14 protein-coding genes, 1 tRNA gene and 1 pseudogene are annotated in these 25459 nt (G+C 51.5%); 8 read left to right on the top strand and 8 right to left on the bottom strand.

Going from position 1 to position 25459, the window contains the following annotated elements; all coding sequences use genetic code 11:
• Window positions 1-82 precede the first annotated feature (82 nt).
• On the top strand, window positions 83-2971 hold the full coding sequence (locus EHT25_RS21995) for a DUF8487 domain-containing protein (protein WP_124877327.1): 2889 nt from the start codon (window positions 83-85) through the stop codon (window positions 2969-2971).
• A gap of 52 nt (window positions 2972-3023) precedes the next feature.
• Window positions 3024-6389, top strand: coding sequence for a DUF5107 domain-containing protein (locus tag EHT25_RS21990; protein ID WP_124877326.1), 3366 nt, complete (start codon window positions 3024-3026; stop codon window positions 6387-6389).
• Here the strand turns inward: EHT25_RS21990 and EHT25_RS21985 are convergent.
• Complete coding sequence (locus tag EHT25_RS21985) at window positions 6386-7267, bottom strand: AraC family transcriptional regulator (protein WP_124877325.1); 882 nt, start codon at window positions 7265-7267, stop codon at window positions 6386-6388. The genes EHT25_RS21990 and EHT25_RS21985 overlap by 4 nt on opposite strands.
• Before the next feature lie 102 nt (window positions 7268-7369).
• On the opposite strand from EHT25_RS21985, the gene EHT25_RS21980 reads away from it, so the two are divergent.
• The 4 genes from EHT25_RS21980 (at window position 7370) to EHT25_RS21965 (ending at window position 16933) form a co-directional block, all read left to right on the top strand.
• The gene (locus tag EHT25_RS21980) at window positions 7370-8710 is read left to right on the top strand and encodes a sugar porter family MFS transporter (RefSeq protein ID WP_124877324.1); all 1341 of its coding nucleotides are present in this window, start codon (window positions 7370-7372) and stop codon (window positions 8708-8710) included.
• Between the two features lie 172 nt (window positions 8711-8882).
• Window positions 8883-11942: a SusC/RagA family TonB-linked outer membrane protein gene (locus EHT25_RS21975; RefSeq protein ID WP_124877323.1), complete on the top strand. Its 3060-nt coding sequence runs from the start codon at window positions 8883-8885 to the stop codon at window positions 11940-11942.
• Between the two features lie 29 nt (window positions 11943-11971).
• Window positions 11972-13540 (top strand): RagB/SusD family nutrient uptake outer membrane protein, encoded by a 1569-nt coding sequence (locus EHT25_RS21970; RefSeq protein WP_124877322.1) that lies wholly within the window; start codon window positions 11972-11974, stop codon window positions 13538-13540.
• Window positions 13541-13609: 69 nt separating this feature from the next.
• The gene (locus tag EHT25_RS21965; RefSeq protein WP_124877321.1) at window positions 13610-16933 is read left to right on the top strand and encodes a VCBS repeat-containing protein; all 3324 of its coding nucleotides are present in this window, start codon (window positions 13610-13612) and stop codon (window positions 16931-16933) included.
• 137 nt (window positions 16934-17070) lie between these two features.
• Here EHT25_RS21965 and EHT25_RS33565 read toward each other — a convergent pair.
• From EHT25_RS33565 to rpoN, 5 genes and pseudogenes are all read right to left on the bottom strand, one after another.
• Window positions 17071-17376: pseudogene (locus EHT25_RS33565) on the bottom strand (IS1-like element transposase); the annotation flags it as partial.
• A 327-nt stretch (window positions 17377-17703) separates the two neighbouring features.
• Window positions 17704-17777, bottom strand: a tRNA-Arg gene (locus EHT25_RS21960).
• A gap of 71 nt (window positions 17778-17848) precedes the next feature.
• On the bottom strand, window positions 17849-18643 hold the full coding sequence (locus tag EHT25_RS21955; protein WP_124877320.1) for an enoyl-CoA hydratase/isomerase family protein: 795 nt from the start codon (window positions 18641-18643) through the stop codon (window positions 17849-17851).
• 79 nt (window positions 18644-18722) lie between these two features.
• A complete protein-coding gene (locus tag EHT25_RS21950) occupies window positions 18723-19412 on the bottom strand; it encodes a hypothetical protein (RefSeq protein WP_229311730.1) in 690 nt (229 codons plus the stop codon).
• 60 nt (window positions 19413-19472) lie between these two features.
• Window positions 19473-20927 (bottom strand): RNA polymerase factor sigma-54, encoded by a 1455-nt coding sequence (gene rpoN, locus EHT25_RS21945; RefSeq protein WP_124877319.1) that lies wholly within the window; start codon window positions 20925-20927, stop codon window positions 19473-19475.
• A 254-nt stretch (window positions 20928-21181) separates the two neighbouring features.
• Between rpoN and asnS the strand changes: the two genes are divergently transcribed.
• Window positions 21182-22636 carry an asparagine--tRNA ligase gene (gene asnS / locus EHT25_RS21940; RefSeq protein WP_124877318.1) on the top strand — a complete coding sequence of 485 codons (1455 nt, stop codon included), beginning with the start codon at window positions 21182-21184 and terminating at the stop codon, window positions 22634-22636.
• Between the two features lie 108 nt (window positions 22637-22744).
• Here the strand turns inward: asnS and EHT25_RS21935 are convergent, their stop codons facing one another.
• The gene (locus tag EHT25_RS21935) at window positions 22745-23305 is read right to left on the bottom strand and encodes a hypothetical protein (RefSeq protein WP_124877317.1); all 561 of its coding nucleotides are present in this window, start codon (window positions 23303-23305) and stop codon (window positions 22745-22747) included.
• 224 nt (window positions 23306-23529) lie between these two features.
• Window positions 23530-24054, bottom strand: coding sequence for a hypothetical protein (locus tag EHT25_RS21930; RefSeq protein WP_124877316.1), 525 nt, complete (start codon window positions 24052-24054; stop codon window positions 23530-23532).
• Window positions 24055-24235: 181 nt separating this feature from the next.
• Between EHT25_RS21930 and EHT25_RS21925 the strand changes: the two genes are divergently transcribed.
• A complete protein-coding gene (locus EHT25_RS21925; protein WP_124877315.1) occupies window positions 24236-25435 on the top strand; it encodes a cytochrome-c peroxidase in 1200 nt (399 codons plus the stop codon).
• Window positions 25436-25459 lie beyond the last annotated feature (24 nt).

Below are 25459 nucleotides of genomic sequence, written 5' to 3'. Positions count from 1 at the left end.
ATGGTTTATTTTATATGAATTTGTGTTTTTTGCATGACAGTTGCGTTGCTAACTTTCTCTGATAAAACAGTTCCTCTGCGACATGATGCAAAAAAGCGGATTCAATATTCTTATCCTTGCACTTGGGGCCTGGTTAGTAAACCCAGTACATATTTTTGGTCAAAATAAGCTTTCTTTAGCCGGAGAGTGGCAGCTTCGCCTGGACCCGGCTGACCTGGGTTTGCGTCAACACTGGTGGCTGGCCGATTATACCGACAAAGTTAAACTCCCCGGTTCCCTGACGGAAAACGGGAAAGGCAACGAAGTCGACCTGCAAACGCCCTGGGTGGGGGATATATTCGATAGCACGTATTTCGTTTCGGACCGGTACAAAAAATACCGGGAAAACCCCATTAAAATACCCTTCTGGCTCAAACCCGTCAAGTATTACGCCGGTCCTGCCTGGTACAAACGGCAGATTGATATTCCGGCCAACTGGGACAAAAAACGCATCACGTTGAATCTGGAACGCTGCCATTGGGAAACCATGGTCTACGTCAACGGCCAGTTCTGTGGCACCCGTAACAGCCTGGTTTCCGCCCATCAATTTGACCTGACCAAACTCCTGCGCCCCGGCAAGAATACCATTGCCGTCCGGGTCGATAACCGCTACAAACTCCACGTTGGACCCAACTCACACAGCGTTGCCGATCACACGCAAACGAACTGGAACGGGCTGGTTGGCGACTTGTCTTTGACGGTCGATTCGCTGACGTATATCGATGACGTGCGGGTGTTTCCCAATCTGTCAGCGAAAGCGATTAACGTAGCCCTTTCGCTCCATCAGCCCCGGCGTCAAACGTTTCAGGGTAAGATCATTCTTCAGGCCCAGAGTCTGCAAAAGAACGGTGCGGCTTTGCCGGAATGGTCGCAGCCGGTTCGTTTAACCGCCGAAGAAACCACCGTAACGCCAACCTATACCCTGTCGAATCCGCAGCTCTGGGACGAGTTTAATCCCAACCTCTACAAGTTGCTGGTCAAGTTGGTCAATGAGCAAAATCAGGTCATGTCGGAAAAGGAGGTGACGTTCGGGATGCGCGAAATGGGCACGAGCGGAACCCGCCTGACCATTAACGGCCGGCCGATTTTTCTGCGGGGTGATGTCGAATGTGCAACATTTCCGCTGACGGGTTATCCGCCAACGACGGAACCGTACTGGGAGAAAATCATGAAAACCTCCCGGCAATATGGGTTGAATCACCTCCGTTTTCACTCCTGGTGTCCGCCCGAAGCGGCTTTTAACGTAGCGGACCGGCTTGGGATTTATCTGTATGTAGAAAGTCCGCTTTGGGCCAATCAGAGCAGCGCCGTCGGAACCGGTGGCGTGATCGATGACTTCATTTATCAGGAATCGGAACGCATTCTGAAAGCGTACGGCAATCATCCGTCGTTCTGCATGATGTCGTACGGAAATGAACCCGGTGGCGCTTATCAGGCTGATTTTCTGGGCCGTTGGGTCGATCATTTCAAAAAGAAAGACAGTCGGCGGCTTTATACCAGCGGGGCGGGTTGGCCAATGCTTCCCGAAAATCAGTTCCACATTCATTCCGACGCCCGGATTCAGCGGTGGGGCGAAGGCGTCAACAGTATCATTAACTCCGGGTCACCAAAAACCAGTTACGACTGGCGGGAAATTACCAAAACGGCGACAGCTCCGTACATCAGCCACGAAATCGGGCAGTGGTGCGCCTACCCGAATTTCAAGGAAATTGCCAAATACACCGGTGTGGTGAAGGCCACCAATTTTGAGATTTTTAAGGAAACGTTGGAAGAAGCGGGCATGGGCGATCAGGCGGAAGCCTTCCTGCATTCGTCGGGCCGTTTGCAGACGCTTTGCTACAAAGCCGATATGGAAGCCGCCCTGCGCACCCCCGGTTTTGCCGGGTTTCAGTTGCTGGGCCTCCACGATTTTCCGGGACAGGGTTCGGCGCTGGTTGGCGCTTTAGACGTTTTCTGGGAATCCAAAGGCTACACGACCCCGGCCGAATACCGGACGTTTTGCGGCCCCACGGTTTTGCTGGCGCGGATGGACAAGCTCGTTTACGAGAATAACGAAACGCTCCGGGCGGCTTTGGAAATTGCCCATTTCGGCGCGGGCGAACTGACCAATCAAACCGTTATCTGGCAGGTTTTGGATGCGGCCGGAAAGGTAAAAACGTCGGGTTCGCTGACCAAAGACAAAGTCGCCATCGACAATCTTCAGCCGATTGGAACCGCCCAATTGCCGTTAGCGGTTTTTAAAAAACCGGAAATGCTAACGCTGAAAGTCGCATTGAAAGGCACCGACGTGGTAAATTCCTGGAATTTCTGGGTCTATCCGGCGGCTGTCAATCCTGATGCAGCTACGGGCAACGTCATTGTCGCGCATGCCCTGACCTCGGACGTGGTGAATCAGTTACAAAACGGCGCGAAGGTATTGTTGCTGCCCTATGGTCACGTGAAAAAGGGCAAAGGAGCGGAAGTGGCGATCGGTTTTTCCACGGTTTTCTGGAACACTTCGTGGACGAACGGACAAGCCCCGCACACGCTTGGGCTAATTTGCAATCCGGCTCATCCGCTGTTTGCGGCTTTCCCGACCGAGGGCAGCAGCAATTACCAGTGGCAGGATCTGGTCAGCCATTCCCAGGCTATCATTCTCGACGATTTTCCGAAAAATCTGCGCCCGCTGATTCAGCCGATCGATACCTGGTTCGAAAACCGCCGGTTGTCGCTGGCGTTCGAAGGGCGGGTCGGCAAAGGTAAACTTATGGTTTGCAGCATTGATCTGGAAAGCAATCTGGCGCAACGACCGGCCGCCCGGCAATTGAAGTTCAGTCTGCTCAATTACATGAACAGTAGTCAGTTCAAACCCACCAACGAACTGGCGATTGACCCGATCAATCAATTAGTTCAGGACGAAACGAGCCTGATTATTCCGGCCAGGAAGCCATGAGCACATCCAGGAAAAGGTATCAGTTCGGTTTCATTTATGACCCATCATCTCTATGAATTTGCAGGAAGTAAACGTGTGGGAAGAACAGGTCGTCATTCCCACGTATGGCGTTGGCGCACCCGAAAAGAATCCGATGTTTCTGGAGAAACGGGTCTATCAGGGCAGCAGTGGAGTCGTGTATCCGCACGCCGTTATTGAGAAGATCGACGACCAGAAGAAAGACCAGACCTATCAGGCGGTTTTTCTGGAAAACCGCTACCTGAAAATCATGGTGCTACCCCAACTGGGCGGGCGGATTCAGATGGCGTACGATAAAATCAAAAACCGCCATTTCGTTTATTACAACCAGGTGATCAAACCGGCCCTCGTTGGGCTGACCGGCCCGTGGATTTCGGGCGGCATTGAATTTAACTGGCCGCAGCACCACCGCCCCAGCACGTTTGAACCGGTGGATTACACGACCGAAACCCATCCCGACGGCTCCAAAACGGTTTGGGTCAGTGAAGTCGAGCGGATGTTCCATACCAAGGGCATGGCCGGTTTCCGGCTGTATCCCGACAAAGCCTACCTCGAAATTCAGGGCGTATTGTACAACCGCACCAGCGTTCCCCAGACGTTTCTGTGGTGGACGAATCCGGCCGTGAAAGTGAATGACTATTACCAGTCGGTCTTTCCGCCGGATGTTTACGCGGTTTTCGATCACGGAAAACGGGATGTTTCGTCGTTCCCGATTGCGAAGGGAACCTACTACAAAGTGGATTACTCGCCGGGAACCGACATTTCCCGGTACGCAACGATTCCCGTGCCGACGTCCTATATGGCGATTTCGTCGAAGTACGATTTTATGGGCGGTTACGAACACGACAGCCGGGGCGGTTTGCTGCACGTGGCCAATCACCATTTGTCGCCCGGTAAAAAACAGTGGACCTGGGGAAATGGCGAGTTTGGTTACGCCTGGGATCGCAACCTGACCGACGAGGACGGCCCGTATATTGAACTAATGACCGGCGTTTTTACCGATAACCAACCCGATTTTTCGTGGATCATGCCCAACGAAGAACGCACGTTCCGGCAGTATTTCATGCCTTACAGCGAAATCGGAATCGTCAAAAATGCCACGAAGGAAGCCGCCCTTAATCTGGAAATTACGGATCATTCCATTAAGGTGAGTGTCTATGCAACAGCCGTTTATCCTGGAGCCGTTGTACAACTGACGAAGGATGGGCAGGTTGTTTTTGAACAACGCGTTGATCTTTCGCCGGAATGCCCTTTTCTGCACGAATTGCCGCTAGAAGTTGAAAAGGCAACCGCAGTCCGATTAAGTGTAAAAACCGCTGACGGCATTGAGCTAGTCGCTTATCAGCCGGACGAAATCGGTGAGAATACCATTCCGGAACCGGCACAGGCGGCTAAAGACCCCGCCGAGGTGGAGAATAACGAACAGTTGTTTTTAACCGGTTTGCACATCGAGCAATACCGTCACGCGACCTACGTGGCTACTGATTATTACAACGAAGCCCTGCGTCGTGATCCCAATGATGTGCGGTGCAACAACGCATTGGGATTGTGGAATCTGAAGCGTGGGCAGTTCGCGAAAGCGGAGCCGTATTTCAGGAAGGCGGTTCAGACGCTTGTCAAACGGAATCCCAACCCGTACGACGGCGAACCGTATTACAATTTAGGATTATGTCTGCAACTGATGGGGCGGTATGACGAAGCCTTCGACGCCTTTTTCAAAGCCACCTGGAATGCCGCCTGGCAGGACACCAGCTTCCTCGAACTGGCTCGAATGGCAACCCGGCGGAAGAACTACGCGCAGGGGCTTGAACTGGTCGAACGGTCGCTGGTGCGGAACTGGCACGGCCATTCGGCCCGGCATTTGAAAGGGGCTCTGTTGCGGAAAATTGGAAAAACCGACGAGGCTTTACGGCTCATCGACGACACACTGGCGATTGACCGGTTTCACTTCGGCTGCCTGTTTGAAAAGTCGCTCATCGAACAAACCGGCGACCCGGTTTCGGCGGCCCAAACGCGGCACGACCTCAACCAGTTGATGCGGTTTAACGTCCACACGTATCTGGAATATGCGCTGGATTACAGCCGGGCCGGGTTGTATGACGAAGCCATCCAACTGCTATCGGAATTGCTGAAAACCGAGGCTGCAGTTTATCCCATGGTTTATTACTTTCTGGCCTTTTTCCACGCCCAATTGGACCATTCGGATCAAGCCGGTACCTTTCTCAAAAAAGCCGCTGAATCCAGCCCGGACTTCGTATTTCCAAACCGCCTGGAAGAACTGAACGTTTTGCAATGGGCGGTTTTACAAAAGGGTATTGGTCCGGAAATTAATCACGCTCATACCTGGTATTTCCTCGGCAATTTCTGGTACGGAAACCGGCAATACCACGAAGCGATCGATGCCTGGGAACGTTCGGTTGAACTGGATGATTCGTTTCCGACGGTTTTCCGGAATCTGTCCCTGGCATATTACAACAAGCAGCAAAAAGCCGATAAATCGCGGGCGGCTTTGGAAACGGCTTTTGCGCTGGATACCACCGATGCGCGGGTGTTAATGGAGTTGGACCAGTTGTATAAAAAATTGAATTACCCTCACGACGAACGGCTGGCCCTACTGGAAAAGCACCTGACGGCAACCGAGGATCGGGACGACCTGTATCTGGAGCGGGTCACGCTCTATAACCAGCTGGGCAACTACCAAAAGGCGCGCGAATTACTGGCGGCCCGGCAGTTTCACCCCTGGGAGGGGGGCGAGGGAAAAGTAGTGAGTCAATACCTGATTTGTCATATTGAACTGGCGAAACAGGCGCTGCAAAATGCCGACTACGCCGAAGCCTTAACGCTGCTGGATGCCGCCGAATCGTATCCGCATAACCTCGGCGAAGGCAAACTCTATGGCGTTCAGGAACCCGATCTATTCTATTTAAAAGGCTTGGTCTGCGAAGCACTGGGCGATACGCAAACGGCCTGGTCGTATTACAAAAAGGCGTCGGTAGGCTTAGACACACCGGTTCAGGCGGTTTTCTACAACGATCAGCAACCCGATAAACTGTTCTATCAGGGATTGGCGTGGAAGAAACTGGGCCAGCACGAACGGGCGGAAAAGATCTTTAAAACGTTGATTTCGTTCGGAGAAACGCACCTGAACGACACGATCAAGATCGATTATTTTGCGGTGTCGCTGCCCGATCTGCTGGTTTTTGACGCCGACCTCAACGAGCGAAACCGCATCGGCTGCCAGTATTTAATGGGATTGGGCTACTTAGGTTTAGGAAATGGTCACATTGACCGGGCGATGGCCTGTTTTGACAGTGCGCTCGCCAGCGATCGCAACCACCAGGGGGCGGCTTTGCACCGGAAAATGGTTGGTTTTCTGACCGCTCAGGAAGTTTCGAATTAAGATTTTCGGAGTTTGCGGAAGTCGCGCGGAGACACGCCCATGACGTGGGCAAAAACCCGGCTGAAATGGTAAGGATCGCTGTAGCCAATCTGGTAAGCGACTTCCTTGATGCGCAAGGCGGTGTTTTCGAGTAGCCTGCACGCTTGCTGAATCTTTAAAAAAGTAAAGAAAGTGACGGGTGCGCTTTGAACCTTGGTCCGAAACACCGCCGAATAATGGGAGGCCGACATCCCCGCAACCTGCGCCAGTTCTTCCAGACTGAGGTTCTTGCTCAGGTTCTCCCGCATAAACGCAATGGTCCGGCTGATCGGATTGTTTTCGGATTGGGCGAGGTGGCTGGGATTGTAGACGGCGTTGTTGAACGTGGCCAGAAAGCGCGACAAACTGCTGTTGGCATAAACGATATTATCCATGTTATACGACATTTCAACGTGGGTCAGAATGTCGTCAAAGAGCTGAAAACGTTCGGGTTGGGGCGACACGGTAACCGGCGAGGAGCCCGTATCCTGCTTTAAAAATTGCAAAAAATGGTGAGCGCGCGACCCCGTAAAATGCAGCCAGTAAATCGTCCATGGATTTAGGGCGTCGGTTCCGTAACGGTGGGCCAGATCGGCCGGGAGAATAAAAGCCTGGTTGGGTTTCACGATGTGTTTCTGGTTGTTCAGGAAGTACCAGCCTTCGCCCTGAACGCAGTAAATCAGGATGTGTTGCGGGCTACCTTTCCGACGCTCCCGATCATGAAAGGCGGCTTTTGGGTAATATCCGATGTCGGTGATGTAGAGCGACTCACAAAGCGGATGAACGGCGATTAGTTTTTCCAGGTCACCCGGCAGCACGTAACTGCGTTGTCCGGCAAAGCCTTCTTTCTTTTTGAGCATATCGTATTTTTATCTAGGTCTGGGGATAGGGACGCTTTGTAAAAGTACGTAGCCATCCCGTTTTTATTCTAACCAGTACCCGAATACTTTACTAAACCCATCATGGAAAAAACCGGACTCAACGCGAATTATATTTTTGGAATTGCCTTCATTTCGGCCCTGGGTGGTTACCTGTTTGGCTTTGATTTTGCCGTTATCTCGGGCGCGCTTCCGTTTCTTCGTGGCTACTTTGGACTTAACGCCTGGTGGGAAGGATTCCTGACCGGTTCACTGGCGCTGGGTTGCATGGTGGGATGCGTATTGGCCGGAAACCTCGCCGACCGCTACGGGCGGAAGCCGGGTTTGATGGTAGCCGCCCTAATTTTTGCCCTCTCTTCCCTGGGTATGGCTTTCTCCACTACCTTGCCAGTTTTCATCGCAATGCGGTTTTTTGCTGGCATTGGGGTCGGCATGGCGTCCACGCTGAGTCCGCTGTACATCGCCGAAATTTCGCCCGCCGAAGTCCGGGGTCGCAACGTGTCCATCAACCAGTTGACCATTGTGATCGGTATTCTGATTACCAATCTGGTCAACTACAGTCTGGCTGACAATGGTCCCGATGCGTGGCGCTGGATGTTCGGTCTGGGTGTGGTGCCGTCGGCCTGCTTTCTCTTCGGCGTACTCTGGTTACCCGAAAGTCCGCGCTGGCTGGTGCAGACCGGCAGCGTCACGAAAGGTGAAGCCATATTGCGAAAAATCGGAGGAGAAGCCTTTGTTAAACAGACGGTTACGGCCATTAATCGCTCGATGGAAGGGGCCGAAAAACCGTCGTTGTCGATGCTGATGGAGAAGAGCGTACGCCCGGCGATCATAGTCGGTGTTGGTCTGGCAGTGCTCCAGCAATTGTGTGGGATCAATGTGGTTTTCAATTATACCTCCACGATTTTTGAAACCGTGGGAGCCAACCTCGACCGGCAATTGTTTGAAACCGTCGCCATCGGCATCGTCAATCTGGTGTTTACGCTCGTGGCGATGTGGCAGGTGGATAAGCTGGGCCGAAAACCGCTCATGCTCATCGGGACACTCGGGTTGTCGGTGCTCTACGTGGTCATTGCATTGCTCCTGAAAACCGGCGCATCCTCGGGCTTGCTTTCCGTTTTTGTGTTGCTGGCCATTAGTGTTTACGCTACCTCGCTGGCGCCCATCACCTGGGTTTTGATTTCGGAAATTTTCCCCAACCGGGTCCGCGGACTGGCCTTATCGGTCGCCATTCTGGCGTTATGGGGTTCTTATTTTATTCTGGTTTTCACGTTCCCGATCCTCGCCGAACGGCTGGGAACCTATGGCCCCTTCTGGCTTTACGCCATAATCTGCTTCGCCGGATTCTGGTTTGTTCGCCGAAACGTGCGCGAAACGAAGGGGAAAACGCTGGAAGAACTGGAAGATAACTTCATGGTGCATTAATTTCATAAGATTATCCATCTTAATCGAAATTCTCTCTATTGATTAAGCAAGCGAAGACATTAATCTTTGTATTTATGGAATTTAGCAAATATTGATTTGTATTTTATTGTGCCTGCCGTTCACTCCGTTCGCTAATTCTGACTAATCAACTAACCCTTAATCCTTACCTATTATGCATTATTATTTACGATGTCTGCAAACGACTTTCCTGTTGGTTTGCCTTACGCTCACCAGCTTTGCCCAAAGCCCCATAACGGGTAAGGTGGTTGGTGAACAAAACGAAGGCATACCGGGTGTTACCATTACCATCAAAGGCACAACCCGGGGCACAACGACCGACGCGACCGGCGGGTTTCAGGTCACGGCAGCCGCGAATGAAACGCTGGTATTCAGCTATGTAGGGTTTGTGACGCAGGAAGCAACGGTGGGGACCCGGACCAGCCTCAACATCAAACTGGTGACCGATACCCGCAGTCTGGAAGAAGTGGTCGTGGTGGGGTACGGTACGGTGAAAAAAAGTGATTTGACCGGTTCGGTATCGACGATTAAAGCCGATGCCATCAAGGAAATGCCGGTTATTTCGGTCGACCAGGCCATCCAATCCCGGGCGCCGGGGGTGCAGGTAACGCAGAGTTCAGCCGCACCGGGCGGTGGAATTTCCATTCGCGTTCGGGGGGCCAACTCCATCAACAGCGGGAGCGAGCCGCTGTACGTCATCGACGGTTTTCCCATGTATCCCGACAACGGCGCAATGGGAACGTCGGGCAACCGCCAGGCCAGCAATGCCATGGCAACGATCAACCCCAACGAAATTGAGTCGATCGAAATCTTGAAAGATGCCTCCGCAACGTCCATTTATGGTTCACGCGGTTCCAACGGGGTGGTTTTGATCACGACCCGACGCGGTAAAGAGGGCGTAAGCCGGGTCGATTACGAAGGCTCGTATTCATTCCAGAAAATTGCCCACCCCATCGACGTGTTGAACGGCAGTGATTACGCCCGGTACCTGAATATCCTGGAAAAAAGCCAGGGGGGCAGCCCACGTTTTACCGACGCCCAAATTAGCCAGATCGGCAACGGAACGAACTGGATGGATGCGATTGGCCAAACCGGTGCGCTTTCCAATCATCAGCTTTCTTTTACGGGCGGTACCAAAGCAACGCGCTACGCTTTTGTCGCCAACTACGTGGATAACAAGGGCATTGTGCAGAACACCTTCTTCAAACGCTACGGTTTTCGCCTGAACCTCGACAACGATTTCCTGAACGGTCGTGCGACACTGAGCAACAGCTGGTCGTATAACCGCACAGGAAGCAGCAACGTCGCCACCGATCGCGGTGGTCCGGGGGGGATTATTATTACGGCGCTAGGTCTTGATCCAACCGTAGCAATTTATGACCAGAACGGCAATTACAATTACCCCAGCTACGATCAACGGTTTAACATCAACCCACTGGCCGAAGCGAAGGAAGGATACGACCGGGATAATATCAATCGCTTATTCGGTACAACGGCGTTGACATTCAATATTCTGGAAGGACTGAAGTTCCGGACCAGTCTGGGTGCCGATATCGTGAACGCCAACCGCACCACGTTTTACAACAATTACACGTATACCGGTCGTCAGTACGGACGCCAACTGGAACGGGCCAATCGCAGCGTGAGCAGTTTGCTGAACGAAAACATTTTAAGCTATAACAAACAGATCAAACCGGGCCACACGCTGGACGTAACCGTCGGTTATACCTATCAGAAGGAAAATAACCAGATCAATACGGCTTCGACGCGCGGATTGCCGTCCGATGATCCGCTGTCGGTCAACATGCAAAACGGTAGTAAACCGCAAATCCCGACTTCGGGTCGGCTCGACTGGACGCTGGAATCCTTCCTGGGCCGGGTCAATTACAACCTGAAAGATAAATACCTGTTAACGGTAACCGTTCGTCGCGATGGTTCGTCCAAATTCGGACCGAGCAACAAATGGGCAAATTTCCCCTCGGCGGCTGTGGGCTGGCGTGTGGTCAACGAAGGATTCTTCCAGAATTCCGGGCTGAGCAAGGTGTTCGATGATTTCAAATTCCGGGCCAGTTACGGCATAACGGGGAACTCCCAAATACCGGTTTATCGCTCACTGGGAGGCCTGGTACCTTACAATTACGTATTGGGAAACACCCTGGTGGCGGGTTACGGCCCCGACCGGATTGCCAATCCGGACCTGAAATGGGAAAGCACGGCCATGTTAAACCTGGGCCTGGATATGTCGTTGATGGACAATCGCCTGTCGATGACGTTTGACGTGTTCAACAACAAAACCACCGACCTGCTGCTGGACGTTTCCATCCCACAAAGTACCGGTTTTAGCACCATCATGCTGAATTCCGGTTCGCTCTCGAACAAGGGCATCGAGTTCTCGACGAACTACAAAATCCTCAACAAGGGTGCGTTCAAATGGGATGTGAGTGGCAATATTTCGGTGTTGCGGAATAAAATTCTGGATTTGGGCAAGAGCACGCCATTCTTCGCCAACAGCACGAGCGGTCACCTCGGCGTATTTGGCAGCTGGGTGGAAGCCGGCAACCCAATTGGCACCTGGAAAGGCTACAAATACACCGGTTTGTTCCAGACCGACGATGAAGGCAAAAGCTTTGCGGCACTTGCCGGTTATCCCAAATACGAGGACGTGAACGGCGATGGCAAGTACACATCGGATGATTACCAGATCATTGGCAATCCGAACCCGAAATTTACCTGGGGGTTGAATTCGAGCATCAGGTTTAAAAACTTCGATTTCTCGATTTTCTTCCGGGGCGTTCAGGGCAACCAGGTTCGGAACCTGCAACAGTCGGAAATGGGTGATGGTGTTCAGAAAATCAACCAGATCGGCAACATCCTGACGGATTCGTGGACCCCATCCAATACCGGTGCAAGCCGCCCGGTTATCGATGGTCGCCGGGATTTCATCTCGTTCCGCCGTTCGTCGTTCTTCATTCAGGATGGCTCGTTTGTCCGGTTGCAGAATCTGTCATTGGGCTACACGCTCCCGCTCCACAGCAAGTTCATTCGCACGGCCCGGGTTTACGCCAGCGGTCAGAATCTGTTCCTGATTACCAAGTACAAAGGTTTCGATCCGGAAGTGAACAACCAGGGGCAGAATAACCTGAACCGGGGGGATGATTACGATGCGTATCCGCGGGCCCGGATGATGACGTTTGGTGTAAATCTTGGCTTGTAATTCGCTAACCCTACAATTAACAAAGAAACATGAACCTGATACTATCTTCCAAAGTCAAATCCGCGCTGATGCTGTCCGTCCTGGCTACGGGCCTGGGTTGTTCGGATCTCAAGGAAAAACCCGACTTTATCAATCCCGATACGTTTTATAAGTCGGCCACTGAATTGCAACTGGGGGTCAACGGTATTTACGACGATCTGAACTCCGGCTATTCCGGTTATTTCTATGACCGCTACGTATTCGAGTGTCTGACCGGCGATCAGATTGGCTGGGAAAAAGGACCGCTGCAATACAACCTCGGTAATGTGAGTTCGGGCGATGAATACATTGAAGCCTATTGGCAGATCAGTTATCGTTCCATCAACCGGGCCAATGCCGCCATCGAAATTGCCGACGCGATGAAAGATCCGTCGAACGATGCGCTGGTGAAACGGCTGAAAGGAGAAGCCTTGTTTCTGCGGGCTTTCTATTACTACGGTTTGCTGAGTTATTTCGATAACCCTCCGCTGACTACCAAATCGACGAAAGGTATCAGTGAATTGCCGTCCAATGCGGGTGGGAAACGGGCCGTAATCGATCAGATTTACGCCGATGCCAAAGCCGCTGCGGAAGTATTGCCCGCGGCTTACACCGGGGCGGATGCGGGCCGGGCAACGAAATGGGCGGCCAAATCCATTTTGATGAAGGCTCAATTGTGGGATGAAAAATGGGCCGACGCCAAAACCACCGCCGAGGACATCATCACCAACAGCGGTCTGCAACTGTACGAAAACTTCGGTTATAATTTCGACTTAGCGCACGAAAACCAGGGCGAACGGATTTTTGAAGCACAGGTTTCAGCAGCGGCCAATGCCAGCGAATGGGATGTACATTCGGCCCACTTTAACCCGGAAGATTACCCGAGCGAACTGGGTGGTGCGGGCTGGAGCTGGCTGAGTGCCACGCAGGAATTCCGGGCGGCTTACGATCCCAAGGACAAACGCATCGATGCCACTTTTATCGAGTCATACCCAACCGGTCGACTGGGAAAAGTGAACGGGCAGTATCCGATTGTCAAATGGAGTCCGAAAGCTGATTTTAACCTGTCGCGTTTTGGCGGTATTGTCAAAACCGACGCCAATCCGGCCGATCCCAATCAGTTGATTTTTGGCAAGGCGTGGGCGGGTAAGCTGGTGGAATTGGGCATTAACTACAACAACACCGAAAAGAACACCATTTACATCCGACTTGCCGACATTCTACTGGGGCACTCGGAAGCCTGTAACGAAAGCAATACCGGCGATAAATTCATGGGAATCAACAAGGTCCGGGCCCGGGCCGGTTTAACGCCCTTGAGCGGCTTGAGTCAGTCCGCTCTGCGTGATGCCATTATCATGGAACGTGAGCAGGAGTTTGTTTTCGAGCAGGTGATGTATCCGGAATTACGCCGGAAAAGCAAGCCCGGCGGAACGCCCGATTACCTGGGCGCCCGGATTAACAACTACATTACGAAATACAAGATGGGCCGCACGCTCAAAGCGCGTGATTATGTCCTGCCGCTGCCGCTGAAAGAATTGCAGGGTAATCCCGGCGTGAAACAGAATCCGGAGTGGCAATAAAATAGATCAATCAGAAAAGGGCTTTCACGGGCCCTTTTTTGATTCTGATTTTTTAGCAACCTTGCCTGTATGAAGTACCTGTTAGTCCTGCCGGTTTTGCTGGGCATCATTGCCTGCGAGCAAAAACCGAAAACGCTCTTTACCACCTTACCGGCCTCCGAAACAGGCGTCCGCTTTCAGAATACTGTCACCGAAAACGACTCGTTTAATCTGGTCGATTATTATTACGTCTATAACGGCGGGGGCGTAGCCGTTGGTGATCTCAACAACGACAACCTGCCCGACTTATATTTTACGGGAAATCAGGTGGGCGACCGAATTTATCTCAATACGACCAAATCCGGTTCGGGTTCGCCAACGTTCGAAGACGTGACCGAAAAAGCCGGGATTAAAAAAGGGGGCTGGTCAACGGGAGTAACCATGGCGGATGTAAACGCGGATGGCTTGCTGGATATTTACGTCTGTAAATCCGGGAATTATCGAGGGGGCCTTCGGAAAAATCAACTCTATATCAACCAGGGAACGTCGAATGGTTCATCATTGCGCTTTGAAGAGCGCGCCGAACAATACGGTTTGGCCGATACCAGTTACACCAACCAGGCCACTTTTTTTGATTATGACAAGGACGGGGACCTGGACGTTTATCTGCTCACCAGCACGAATTTAGTTCGCAATCCGAATCAGGTCACCCCCGTGATTGCAGACGGCTCCGGATTGGCGAACGACAAACTGTTTCGCAACGATTCGGGGGCATCGGGACCCCGGTTTACGGAGGTGACGAAATCTGCCGGGATTCTGCACGACGGGTTTGGCCTGGGCCTGACCATCGCGGATTTCAATCAGGACGGTTGGGAGGATATTTACGTCGCGAACGATTTTCTGGCCAACGATTTTCTGTACGTCAACAACCAGAACGGGACTTTCAGCGAAGTCAGTAAATCGTATTTCAAGCACCACAGCCAGTTTTCGATGGGTTGTGATGCTGCCGACATCAACAACGATGGGCTGCCGGATCTGGTGGTGGCCGACATGCTGCCAGCCGATAACGAACAGCGTAAGAAAATGGCCGGACCGGCTAACTACCAGCAGTTTGAAAATACCATTCGGCAGGGTTACCACCCCCAGTTCATGCGAAATATGCTCCAGGTAAACGGCGGAAAAGCCGCCGACGGACGCATGGTTTTCTCGGAGATCGGGCAGTTCGCCGGGGTTTCGGCGACCGACTGGAGTTGGTCGCCCTTGCTGGCCGATCTAAACAACGACGGCTGGCGGGATTTAGTCATCACCAATGGGTATCTGCGCGACATCACCGATCTGGATTTTGTGTCGTTCAACGATTCATTTGCGCAGGGAAACCGCACTCCCGAAGAAATCAACGCGTATCTGCGGCAGGGCGCGCCCAAAATGCCAAGTATCAAAAAGGCCAACCGGTTTTTCCGAAACCGCCGGGATCTGACCTTTGACGATGTAACGGCGAGCTGGTTTGGCACCGAAACATCGTTATCGAACGGTTCTGCCTATGCCGATCTCGACCGCGACGGTGATCTGGATTTGATCGTTAACAACATCAATCAGGACGCCTACATTCTGCAAAACAATACGTCGAATACGCATTTTCTGCAAGTGAAATTACAGGGGTCAGCGCAAAATCCCTTCGGTCTGGGTGCCGATGTAACACTCTACAGCAAAGGATTGACGCAAACACACCACCAAACGGTCACGAAAGGCTACCAATCATCGGTCGATTACGTTATTCATTTTGGACTGGGAACGGCAAAAACGGTTGATTCACTGCGCGTAGTTTGGCCGGATGGGAAATCGCAAACGCTGAAAAAACCAGTCATTGACCGGCTTTTAACCCTGAATGACCAGCAAGCTGTAAAAACCGCTCAGCCGTCGGAAAAACGGCCTTCTACCTTGCTGACCGACGTCAGCCGTGCATCCGGTTTGCAATTTACGCATCAGGAAGAACCCTATTTGGATTACAATCAGGAACCACTTTTGCCGCACAAGCTCTCGCAACAAGGGCCGAAACTGGCGGCTGGCGATGTCAACGGCGACGGTTTGGAGGACGTATTCGTGGGGGGCTCATTCCGGCATTACGGAAAATTGTTGATCCAAACTCCGGCGGGGAAGTTTATTGAAAAACCATATACGGATGAATCGCTGCCCAAGGACGAAGAAGATGTGGGCGCGCTGCTGTTCGATGCGGACGGGGATGGAGATAATGATTTGTATATTGTCAGCGGTTCCAATGAGTATTACGACGGCTCCGAACAGTATCAGGACCGGCTGCATCTCAACGACGGAAAAGGACATTTTACGGCCGCTAAGGACCGTTTGCCTACCATTCGGCACAGTGGTTCGTGTGTACTGGCGGCCGATTTTGATCAAGACGGTGACCTGGATCTGTTCCGGGGTGGGCGGCTGAAGGCCTTGCACTATCCGCTGCCCGGTGAAAGCAGTTTATTGATCAATGAGAAGGGGCGTTTCCGGGATGCGACGGAGGAGTTAGCACCCAACCTGAAAAACATCGGCATGGTGACTGATGCGGTTTGGGCCGACATCGACCACGATTCGTGGCCAGATCTGGTTGTGGTGGGCGAAATGATGCCGATTACGATTTTCAAAAATAACCATGGCAAGCTCGCGCAGTTGTCATTGGATGAGTTAAAAGGCTCCGAGGGTTTCTGGAATTGCATTCGTTCCGGTGATTTTGACCACGACGGCGATGTCGATTTTGTGATCGGTAATCTGGGATTGAACAGCCGCTACCGGGTTTCACCCAGCCAGCCGATGCGCGTGTATGCGGGCGATTACGACGGCAACGGTCGGCTCGACGCCATCGCTACGTATTACCTGGACGGCATTGAATACCCGGTTGCATCCCGCGACGAACTGGGTCGTCAGTTGCCCCTCATCAAAAAGCAATTCACGAATTATGCCCTGTACGCCCAAGCCAATCTGACCGATTTGCTGACGCCGGAACGGAAAAAAATCAGTACGGTTTTGCAGGCTTGCTGGCAACAAAGTGTGTGGCTCGAAAATACCGGGGGCGGCTTCCGGATCAAACCGCTGCCCGCACTGGCCCAATGGGCGCCCATCCAGAGTTTACTGGTGGAGGACATCGATCGGGATGGACATCTGGATGTACTGGCGGTGGGCAATGCCTACGAGGCTGAGTCGGTGGCTGGGCAATACGATGCCATGACCGGTCTGGTGCTGAAAGGTGATGGGAAAGGCGGTTTTCAACCGTTACTATTTCCGCAAAGTGGTTTTCTGGCGGACGGCGATTGCAAATTTATCATTGGATTGAACCGCCCGTCCAACCGACTCATTCTGGTTGCTGCCAACAAAGGAGCGTTGCAGGTATTTCGCCCCCGGAAAGAATAAACTAATGTTTCTTAAAAGCACCAAAAATGCCTGTATCAACGAAAGTGCCATCCCCACCACGGTTCCCTACACCTAAGGCAACGACCTGGCGACTCGCTCAATCATGGGCAAGCCAAAGCCATTGTTATATTGGCTTTCTAGCCCACCAAGCTCCACAGTTCATCCAGTTCGGAATCAACTTTAACTAGCTCAATATCAGTCGAATTAGTTACTGAACAGGCTAAGTCCTGGGGTATTTCATCATACCGTTCATCCATATAGGTGTAAAGTTGATGGGCCTCAATTTCCATGACTCGACAGATCGATTCGAGCGAAATGCGTTCGGCTAGCAGTAGTTCAATGCGTCGTTTACATTCGTTGGACAAGGATTGATAGGTTCGCATCAGGACAAACTGGCGGGCACAGCGTTTACATTTTAGTCGGGCTTTACCGTAGCAAGCGGCTCCATTCTTGACTAGGTTTGCCCAGCCGCAAGCAGGGCAGGTATGTTATTGAAACATGGCACGTAGAAATAAGTTTGGCGACCCAAAACTACGGCCCGACTGCGGCCTTTGGTCGCGATCATTACTTTTTAAGGACTACCGGAGACGTATATGACTACATTGGTCATTTAAAAATGGGCCAGCGATAAAAAGAACTCTCACCAGTATTTGAAAATAAGTTAGCTTCAAGCTACGAAAACTATCGATTTAGAATGGTCCGCCAGGAATTGAGTAGTAAACAAAAAAGCCACCTCGGAATGAAGTGGCTTAATTACTTGATAATCAATGTGCACTCGTAGGGATTCGAACCCCAAACCTCCTGATCCGTAGTCAGGTGCTCTATCCAATTGAGCTACGAATGCAATACCCGTGTTGGGACTGCAAAAGTAAGACAAAAAAGATAAGATTCAAATGGGCGGCTGAAATTTATCGCTCATTTTCCCCGAAAAACCGGTTTCCGTTTTTGCAGAAAGGCCGTGATGCCTTCGATGGCGTCGTGTGAGTGCCCCAGCTGATTCTGATACTGAGCCTCTTGCTCCAGTTGGGACGTCAGCGGGGTGTACAACGACTGGTTCAACGCTAATTTCATCAGACCAATGGCCTGGGTTGGGGCTGCCGCATACTGGCGGACGGTTTCGGCAACGGCGGTATCCAACTCCGTCGCCGGAACCGAGCGCGTGATCAGGCCCAGTTGCGCGGCTTCTGGCCCATACACCCGCCGACCCGTACTGCATAATTCGAACGCCTTTTGTGAACCCACCAGCCGCGGAAGAAAAAACGTTGAACCGGCGTCGGGCATCAACCCGATACCGACAAACAACAGCGATAGATAGGCTTCGTCGGCGGCAATGACGACATCACAGGCCAGGGCCAGCGAGCAACCCGCTCCGGCGGCCACCCCGTTCATCCGGCAAATCACCGGTTTTGGCAAGTTCCGAATGGCTTCTACCATCGGATGATACGTCGTTCGCAGCAGATCGCCCATCGAAAAACCGCTGCCCGCTTGCAGTTGTTCGGCGGCTTCTTTCAAATCGGCCCCGGAACAAAATGCCTTGTCGCCCGTGCCGGTTAGCACGACTACCCGGACGAAATCATCGGCCCCGGCGGATTTCACAGCCTGCGTGAGTTCCCGAATCAGCGCCGGATTGAGGGCGTTATGAACCTGCGGGCGGTTGAGCGTAATGCGGCAAATGCCGTCGGAAGTGGTGTAAAGCAGGTGTTCGTACATATTTTTTCGGTTTACGGTTTTCTGTTTACGGTGGCTGACGCGTTCATGGCAGCGCGCGTCAGCCACCGTAAACCATTTTTTAAACCAGAAACATTACCGTCGTCAGGCTTACCAGTAGGCCCAGACCCATTCCGGCAGCGATTTGTGCGGGCGTGTGTGCATTCAGTTTCAGACGGGCGCTGGCCAGCAAACCCGCCAGTAGGATGAGGGCGAGTAACGGATTCAAAAGCGTAATGTCCCCGGATTTGATGGCAATGCCCAGCAACGCCCCCACCATGCCACTGACTCCCACACTGTGGGCGCTGATTTTCCAGAATAGGCTGATCAGTCCCACCAGCGTAACGGACACGGTTATGCTGCCCAGCAGAATGCCTATTTCAGGCACCGAATTCGAAATTTCGGGCAGTTGAAACGTGAACAACAGAGTCGTTGTCGTATAGAGCAGGGCCGTCATGAAATAAGGTAACCGGCGGTCCTGCAACTCGTCCATGTGCAAACTGCGAACAAAACCGGTGCGGTGCAGAAAATAAATCAGGAAAGCCGGAATGAAGAACGTGCTGATGCCAATTAATAGCAGCAGACTGACCTTCGACCGGTTTTCGAGCATGCTGACGCCCAATGCTTCCGGAGCGCCAAAAAACAGGATACTGAATAGAAGGGTGGGCATCAGCAGCGGATGGAAAACCGCCGACAGCGCACGGGCAAACGCGGTGCTCACGGATTCGGTTTTCGGTTTTGGGTCTTCGGTCAGCCGTTGCTCGTCAATCATTCAACAAAATTAACAAAGCTCCGCGATTTGAATGCATGGAAGGCCCAAAACCGTATACCGTTACAACTGCTTCCGCAGCCGGGCAACCGGAATGTTTAGCTGCTCCCGGTATTTGGCCACGGTTCGGCGGGCAATGTTGTACCCCCGTTCGTTGAGCATTTTTTCCAGTTTATCGTCCGACAGCGGGTTGCCTTTGGGTTCCTGATCGATAAATTCCTTCAGGATATTTTTTACTTCCCGGCTGCTGACGTCCTCGCCCGAGTCGGTCGCAATGCCTTCGGAAAAAAAGTATTTGAGCGGATAAATGCCGAATTCGGTCTGAACGGCTTTGCTGTTGGCCACGCGCGAAACCGTCGAAACGTCCATGTCGATCAGGTTGGCGATGTCCTTCAGAATCATGGGATGCAGTTTATTCTCGTCGCCTTCCAGAAAAAAATCGTACTGAAATTTCACGATGGCATTCATCGTTTTCAGCAGCGTTGCCTGGCGTTGCTTGATGGCGTCGATAAACCACTTGGCCGCATCGAGTTTCTGCTTGACAAACGAGACGGTTTCTTTCAGTGAGCGGTTATTCTTGTCACTTTTTTCGTACGTATCCAGCATCTCGGCAAACGACCGGCTGATGCGAAGTTCAGGCGCGTTGCGCGAGTTGAGGGTCAGTTCGATTTTACCGGCGTTGTTGGTCAGGATAAAATCTGGAATCAGGTATTGCACCGCGCCGTCTTCGCCCTCAACCGAACCCGGTTTGGGATTCAGTTTGGTAATGATCTGAATGACTTTTTTGAGCTGTTCCTCCGTGACATTCAGCCGTTTCTGGATTTTGTCGTAGTGTTTTTTCGAAAATTCCTCGAAGAGGTCTTCAATGATCCGGATTGCCAGCGGAACCGCCGGATCGTTGGAATCCTTGCGGTGCAGTTGCAGCAGCAGGCATTCCTGCAGTGAGCGGGCGGCAATGCCCGGCGGATCAAAAGTCTGAACCCGTTTCAAAACCGTTTCCAGTTCGTCCGTATCCGTAAAAATGCCGTGCGAAAAAGCCAGATCGTTTACAATAGCCTGCATCGACCGCCGGATGTAACCGTCGTTTTCAATGCTGCCAATGAGCTGCATGCCAATGACTTCCTGCCGCTCGTCGAGGTTCAGGTAGCCAAATTGCTGCATCAGCGTGTCGGTCAGGGTCGACCGGTTAGCCACCGGCATTTCGCGGTCTTCTTCGCTATAATTGCCGTCTCCCTGCATTTTATAGCCGTTGTAGTCATCTTCGTTCAGATAACTTCCCAGATCGACATCGTCATTCCGTTCCTTGTAATCGTCGTCGTATTCATCCGAAAACGGATCGTCCGCATTCGAGTCTTCGTATTCCGTATCGGGACCCTCTTCCAGGGCCGGATTTATTTCCAGTTCTTCTTCAACCCGGGTTTCCAGTTCGGCAGTCGGAATCTGCAACAGTTTAATAAACTGAATCTGTTGCGGAGACAGCTTTTGCTGAAGAGATTGGGTAAGGCTGAGTCTTTGCATAATAACGTACTATATTCGCGGGTCACTATTTCCTGACTCGGGTGTTAGAGAACCCGCCTATCAAATTCCAGACCAATTTTAAAAAAAAATGTTTTGCGTCCTACTGAATTTTATGCATTTGAATTCGTGTCGTTGATTATGAGGTGATTATCGTATAAAGTTTCTAGTAATCGGTTTTTGCCGATTGAAGAAACCGCTTCATATTTCCGCGAATGACTTACCTTTACACCGTCTTTCACTTATTACTTTTCAGAATGAGTCTGCTACCTGTTAAACAATTGCTCGCGTCTGAAACGACCGGTCACACGATTACCGTCAAAGGCTGGGTTCGCACCAAGCGGGAAAGTAAAAATGCCATTTTCATTGCCATCAACGATGGATCAACCATTCATAACCTGCAGGCCGTGGCCGAACCGGGGCAGTTCAGCGAAGAAACACTCCGACTGGTTACCACGGGTTCCTGCGTCGCCATCACCGGAACGCTGGTCGAATCGCAGGGCTCGGGTCAGAAAGTGGAAGTAAAAGCGACTGATATTCATGTATATGGCACTGCTGATCCGGAAAAATACCCACTGCAGCCCAAGAAACACTCGATGGAATTTCTGCGGGAAATTGCCCATTTACGTCCCCGCACCAACACGTTCAGCGCCGTACTTCGCATCCGGCACGCGCTGGCCTTTGCCGTACATAAGTACTTCAACGACAACGGTTTTTTCTACCTGCATACACCCATCATCACCGCTTCCGATGCCGAAGGCGCCGGGGAGATGTTCCGCGTAACCACGCTGGATATGAACAAACCGCCCCGTACGGACGAAGGTGATATCGACTATAAACAGGACTTTTTCGGGCGCGAAACCAACCTGACGGTTTCGGGACAACTCGAAGGGGAACTCGGCGCGCTGGCGTTGTCGAAAATTTACACCTTTGGACCAACGTTCCGCGCCGAAAATTCCAACACCACGCGCCACCTGGCCGAGTTCTGGATGATTGAGCCCGAAATGGCCTTTTATGAGCTGGAAGACAACATGAATCTGGCCGAAGATTTTGTGAAAACCGTCATCGGATATGCCCTCGAACACTGCGCCGACGACCTGGCGTTTCTGCAAAACCGCCTGATGGAGGAGGAAAAATCCAAACCGCAGGCCGACCGCAGCCCGATGCCCTTGCTCGAAAAACTCGCCTTTGTGGTCAACAACGATTTTCAGCGCCTGACCTACACCCAGGCCATCGAAATCCTGCTGCAGTCAAAACCGCACAAGGAAAAGAAATTTCAGTATCCCGTCGGTTGGGGCATCGACCTGCAATCGGAACACGAGCGGTTTCTGGTCGAAAAACACTTTAAAAAACCGGTTATCCTGACCAATTACCCGCGCGAAATCAAGTCGTTCTATATGAAACAGGACGAGGTCGACGAATCGGCACCGGGCCCAACAGTGCGTGCAATGGACGTCCTGTTTCCCGGAATTGGTGAAATCATCGGCGGCTCGCAGCGCGAAGAAAACTACGACAAACTGATGGCCCGGATTCAGGAAGTGGGCATTGATCCATCCAATATCTGGTGGTTTCTCGAAACCCGCCAGTTTGGTACGGCCCCGCACTCCGGTTTTGGTTTAGGCTTCGAACGACTGGTGCTGTTCGTCACCGGCATGGGCAACATCCGCGATGTCATTCCGTTCCCAAGAACACCGAAAAGCGCGGAATTTTAATTAAAGGAAGAAGGGCTGAGCGGAATAAAGGAGGAAAGGAAGAGGGGATGGAGGGAGAAAGAATCCTTTTTACTCCTCTCTTCCCTTCCTCCTTTGTCGTTTCCTCCTTTATTTATTGCTACTCAAATACCGCTTGTTGCCGGCTTTGGTGATGTAATATTTTCCCCCGCGCGGACCGGTATAAACCGTTTCGCCACCAGGACCTTTCTGACTCGCATCGACAGCCGCTTTGTAATCGGCGGGAGCGGCTTTCACTTCTTTCTCCGGCTTTTCAACCTTTTCAGTTTTTTCCTTTTTCTCTGGCTTTTCTTTCTTCTCGGCCTTTTCCTTTTTCTCGCCTAATTCGGGCTTTTCAGCTTTTTCTTTTTTCTCCTTCTTTTCCTTTTTTTCGGCTTTTGCTGCGGCCTTTTCCTCATCGGTCATAGCCGCTTTTTTGGCTTTTTTCTCAGCTTTCGCGGCTGCCTTTTGCTCGTCGGTCATCGCAGCTTTCGCGGCTTTCTTTTCGGCTTTCGCCTTTTTTTCTTCTTCGGTCAATGGAGCCTTGTCTTTTTTCTTGTCCGATTTCTCTTTTTTGGGCTTATCTTTCTTTTCCTTGACGTCCTGCGCCAGGGTGTCAATTGCAAAAGTCAGACACAAAAAGAGCAACAGAAATGAGAGCGTATTTTTCATTTTTGGCGAGATTAAGGTGGTTTGTTAAGCAATTGAAACGGTACGGAATGGGGATTTGGGGTTAGAATCCCTACGAGTGCAGAAATGTAAGAAAAACCGCCATTATTTAATTTAGATTATTGGTTGGCGAACGAAATTTAACCGTATTTTTATTTCCACCAAAACAGAAAAGGGTGCAAAATCAGATTAAATTTTGCACCCTCCTGATTCATCGGTCTCTCGAATTAGTTACTGCTCAAATACCGTTTGTTTCCGGCTTTGGTGATGTAATATTTTCCACCGCGCGGACCCGTATAAACCGTTTCACCGGCGGGGCCTTTCTGGCTCTTGTCAACGGCGGCTTTGTAATCTTCCGGAACGGCTTTGACTTCTTTTTCAACTTTAGCGGTTTTGGTTTCCGTTTTCTCGGTTTTGCTTTTGAACGTTCCATCCGCATTCCGCGCAGCCGTAGCGGTTTTGGTTTCCGATTTCTCGGCTTTCTTAAAAGTTCCATCCGCATTCCGCGTGGCCGTAGCGGTTTTGGTTTCCGTCTTATCAACCTTCTTGAACGTACCGTCCGGATTGCGATTGGATGCCGTTTTCTCGGTTTTGGCATCCTTCATGGCTGCCTTATTGTCGGGATTATCGGCCGCTTTTTTAGCCGCTTTCGTTTCTTTCTTCGCAATTTTGGCTTCCGATGGCGTCTGTCCTGATACGCCTACAACCGTTAGCGTGAACAGGAAACAAAAAATGATGAGTGCGTTTTTCATAGGAATGTAAATTGGTTAGAGATGAATGTGGGCAAAAGTTTGGGTAAATTATTGCTTTATTGATATTTAATTAGAAAATTCCTGATTATTTAAGTGTATTTTAATAAAACCGCTGACCGGTTATAGTAAATCCTAAAAACCGGTCGCTTTGTTTTTTGATACATTATTAGGTGTGAGTAAAATGACGTGCTTGCGTGTTTATGGTTTTCAGTGCCTGATTCTGAGTATGATTCTGTTGGGTTTCTGTTCGTGCGGAAATGATCAAAACACGCAACGGAAAAAATCAAAGAAAGTCTCCGAATCCATTGCGGTATTGGGTGCGTTGCCGGAATCGGCCATCGACCCGCCGGATAATCCGACGAATGCGAAAAAGGTGGAGTTGGGGCGGTTTCTGTTTTTCGATCCGATCTTATCCGGAAACCGGGATGTGGCCTGTGCTACCTGTCACCAGCCGGAGTTCAACTACGCCGAATTTCTGGAAACCTCCATTGGTGTCAATGGCAGTGGCCGCGACAGCAAAAGACAATTTCTGACGCCCAACACCATTCCGTTTGTTAAACGAAACTCCCAATCCGTGCTGAATGCGGCTTTTAATGGACTAACGAATCAGGGGGAATACAATCCGGTTCTGGCACCCATGTTCTGGGATTCGCGGGCCAAAGGGCTGGAAGAACAGTCTTTACTGCCGATCAAAACGCTGGAGGAAATGCGGGGACATTCGTATCTGGAAGAGGCCGTGATCGACGAAATCATTGCCCGAATCCGTAAAATCCCCGAATACCAGGTGCGGTTTTCGGAAGCATTTGCGGGCGAATCCAACCCCGTTCACGCCAAAAATCTGGCGAAAGCCATTGCCGCCTACGAACGGACGCTGATCGCGACAAACTCCCGGTTCGACCAGTACATGCGGGGCGACAGCAACGCGCTTTCCTTCAGTGAAAAAGAGGGGATGAATTTATTTTTGAGAACCGGTTGTGCCAAATGCCACAATGGCCCGATGCTTTCGGATTACAAACTGCACATTCTGGGCGTGCCGGACAGCCAAAACCGCAAAGAATCGGATGCGGGCGCCAACAATACCTATGCCTTCCGGACGCCGACCTTGCGGAATCTCCGGTATACGGCCCCTTACATGCACAGCGGAAAATTTACGACGCTGGACCAGGTGCTGCTGTTTTACGAGGACGTTGCGGGTGGAAAGGTTGAAAATCCGCATGTCACTGCCCATCAGATCGATACGCTGGCCCGCCGAATGGATGTTAATTTCCGGGACATTTCCGGAATTGTCGAATTCCTGAATACACTCAACGACGACAATTTCGACAAAACCGTCCCGACCCGCGTGCCGAGCGGGTTGAAAGTGTCGGGGAATCTGGATTGATAGTTTCAGACCGGTTTTCACGAA

Source organism: Larkinella rosea, from assembly GCF_003858635.1.
Classification (GTDB): Bacteria; Bacteroidota; Bacteroidia; order Cytophagales; family Spirosomataceae; genus Larkinella; species Larkinella rosea.
The sequence above is the reverse complement of the archived record's forward strand: the minus strand, read 5'-3'. Positions and strand labels throughout refer to the sequence as shown.

Coding starts and splice junctions, on each gene's coding strand:
- EHT25_RS21995 (WP_124877327.1), top strand. CDS start 83: ATGATGCAAAAAAGCGGATTCAATATTCTTATCCTTGCACTTGGGGCC.
- EHT25_RS21990 (WP_124877326.1), top strand. CDS start 3,024: ATGAATTTGCAGGAAGTAAACGTGTGGGAAGAACAGGTCGTCATTCCC.
- EHT25_RS21985 (WP_124877325.1), bottom strand. CDS start 7,267: ATGCTCAAAAAGAAAGAAGGCTTTGCCGGACAACGCAGTTACGTGCTG.
- EHT25_RS21980 (WP_124877324.1), top strand. CDS start 7,370: ATGGAAAAAACCGGACTCAACGCGAATTATATTTTTGGAATTGCCTTC.
- EHT25_RS21975 (WP_124877323.1), top strand. CDS start 8,883: ATGCATTATTATTTACGATGTCTGCAAACGACTTTCCTGTTGGTTTGC.
- EHT25_RS21970 (WP_124877322.1), top strand. CDS start 11,972: ATGAACCTGATACTATCTTCCAAAGTCAAATCCGCGCTGATGCTGTCC.
- EHT25_RS21965 (WP_124877321.1), top strand. CDS start 13,610: ATGAAGTACCTGTTAGTCCTGCCGGTTTTGCTGGGCATCATTGCCTGC.
- EHT25_RS21955 (WP_124877320.1), bottom strand. CDS start 18,643: ATGTACGAACACCTGCTTTACACCACTTCCGACGGCATTTGCCGCATT.
- EHT25_RS21950 (WP_229311730.1), bottom strand. CDS start 19,412: ATGATTGACGAGCAACGGCTGACCGAAGACCCAAAACCGAAAACCGAA.
- rpoN (WP_124877319.1), bottom strand. CDS start 20,927: ATGCAAAGACTCAGCCTTACCCAATCTCTTCAGCAAAAGCTGTCTCCG.
- asnS (WP_124877318.1), top strand. CDS start 21,182: ATGAGTCTGCTACCTGTTAAACAATTGCTCGCGTCTGAAACGACCGGT.
- EHT25_RS21935 (WP_124877317.1), bottom strand. CDS start 23,305: ATGAAAAATACGCTCTCATTTCTGTTGCTCTTTTTGTGTCTGACTTTT.
- EHT25_RS21930 (WP_124877316.1), bottom strand. CDS start 24,054: ATGAAAAACGCACTCATCATTTTTTGTTTCCTGTTCACGCTAACGGTT.
- EHT25_RS21925 (WP_124877315.1), top strand. CDS start 24,236: ATGACGTGCTTGCGTGTTTATGGTTTTCAGTGCCTGATTCTGAGTATG.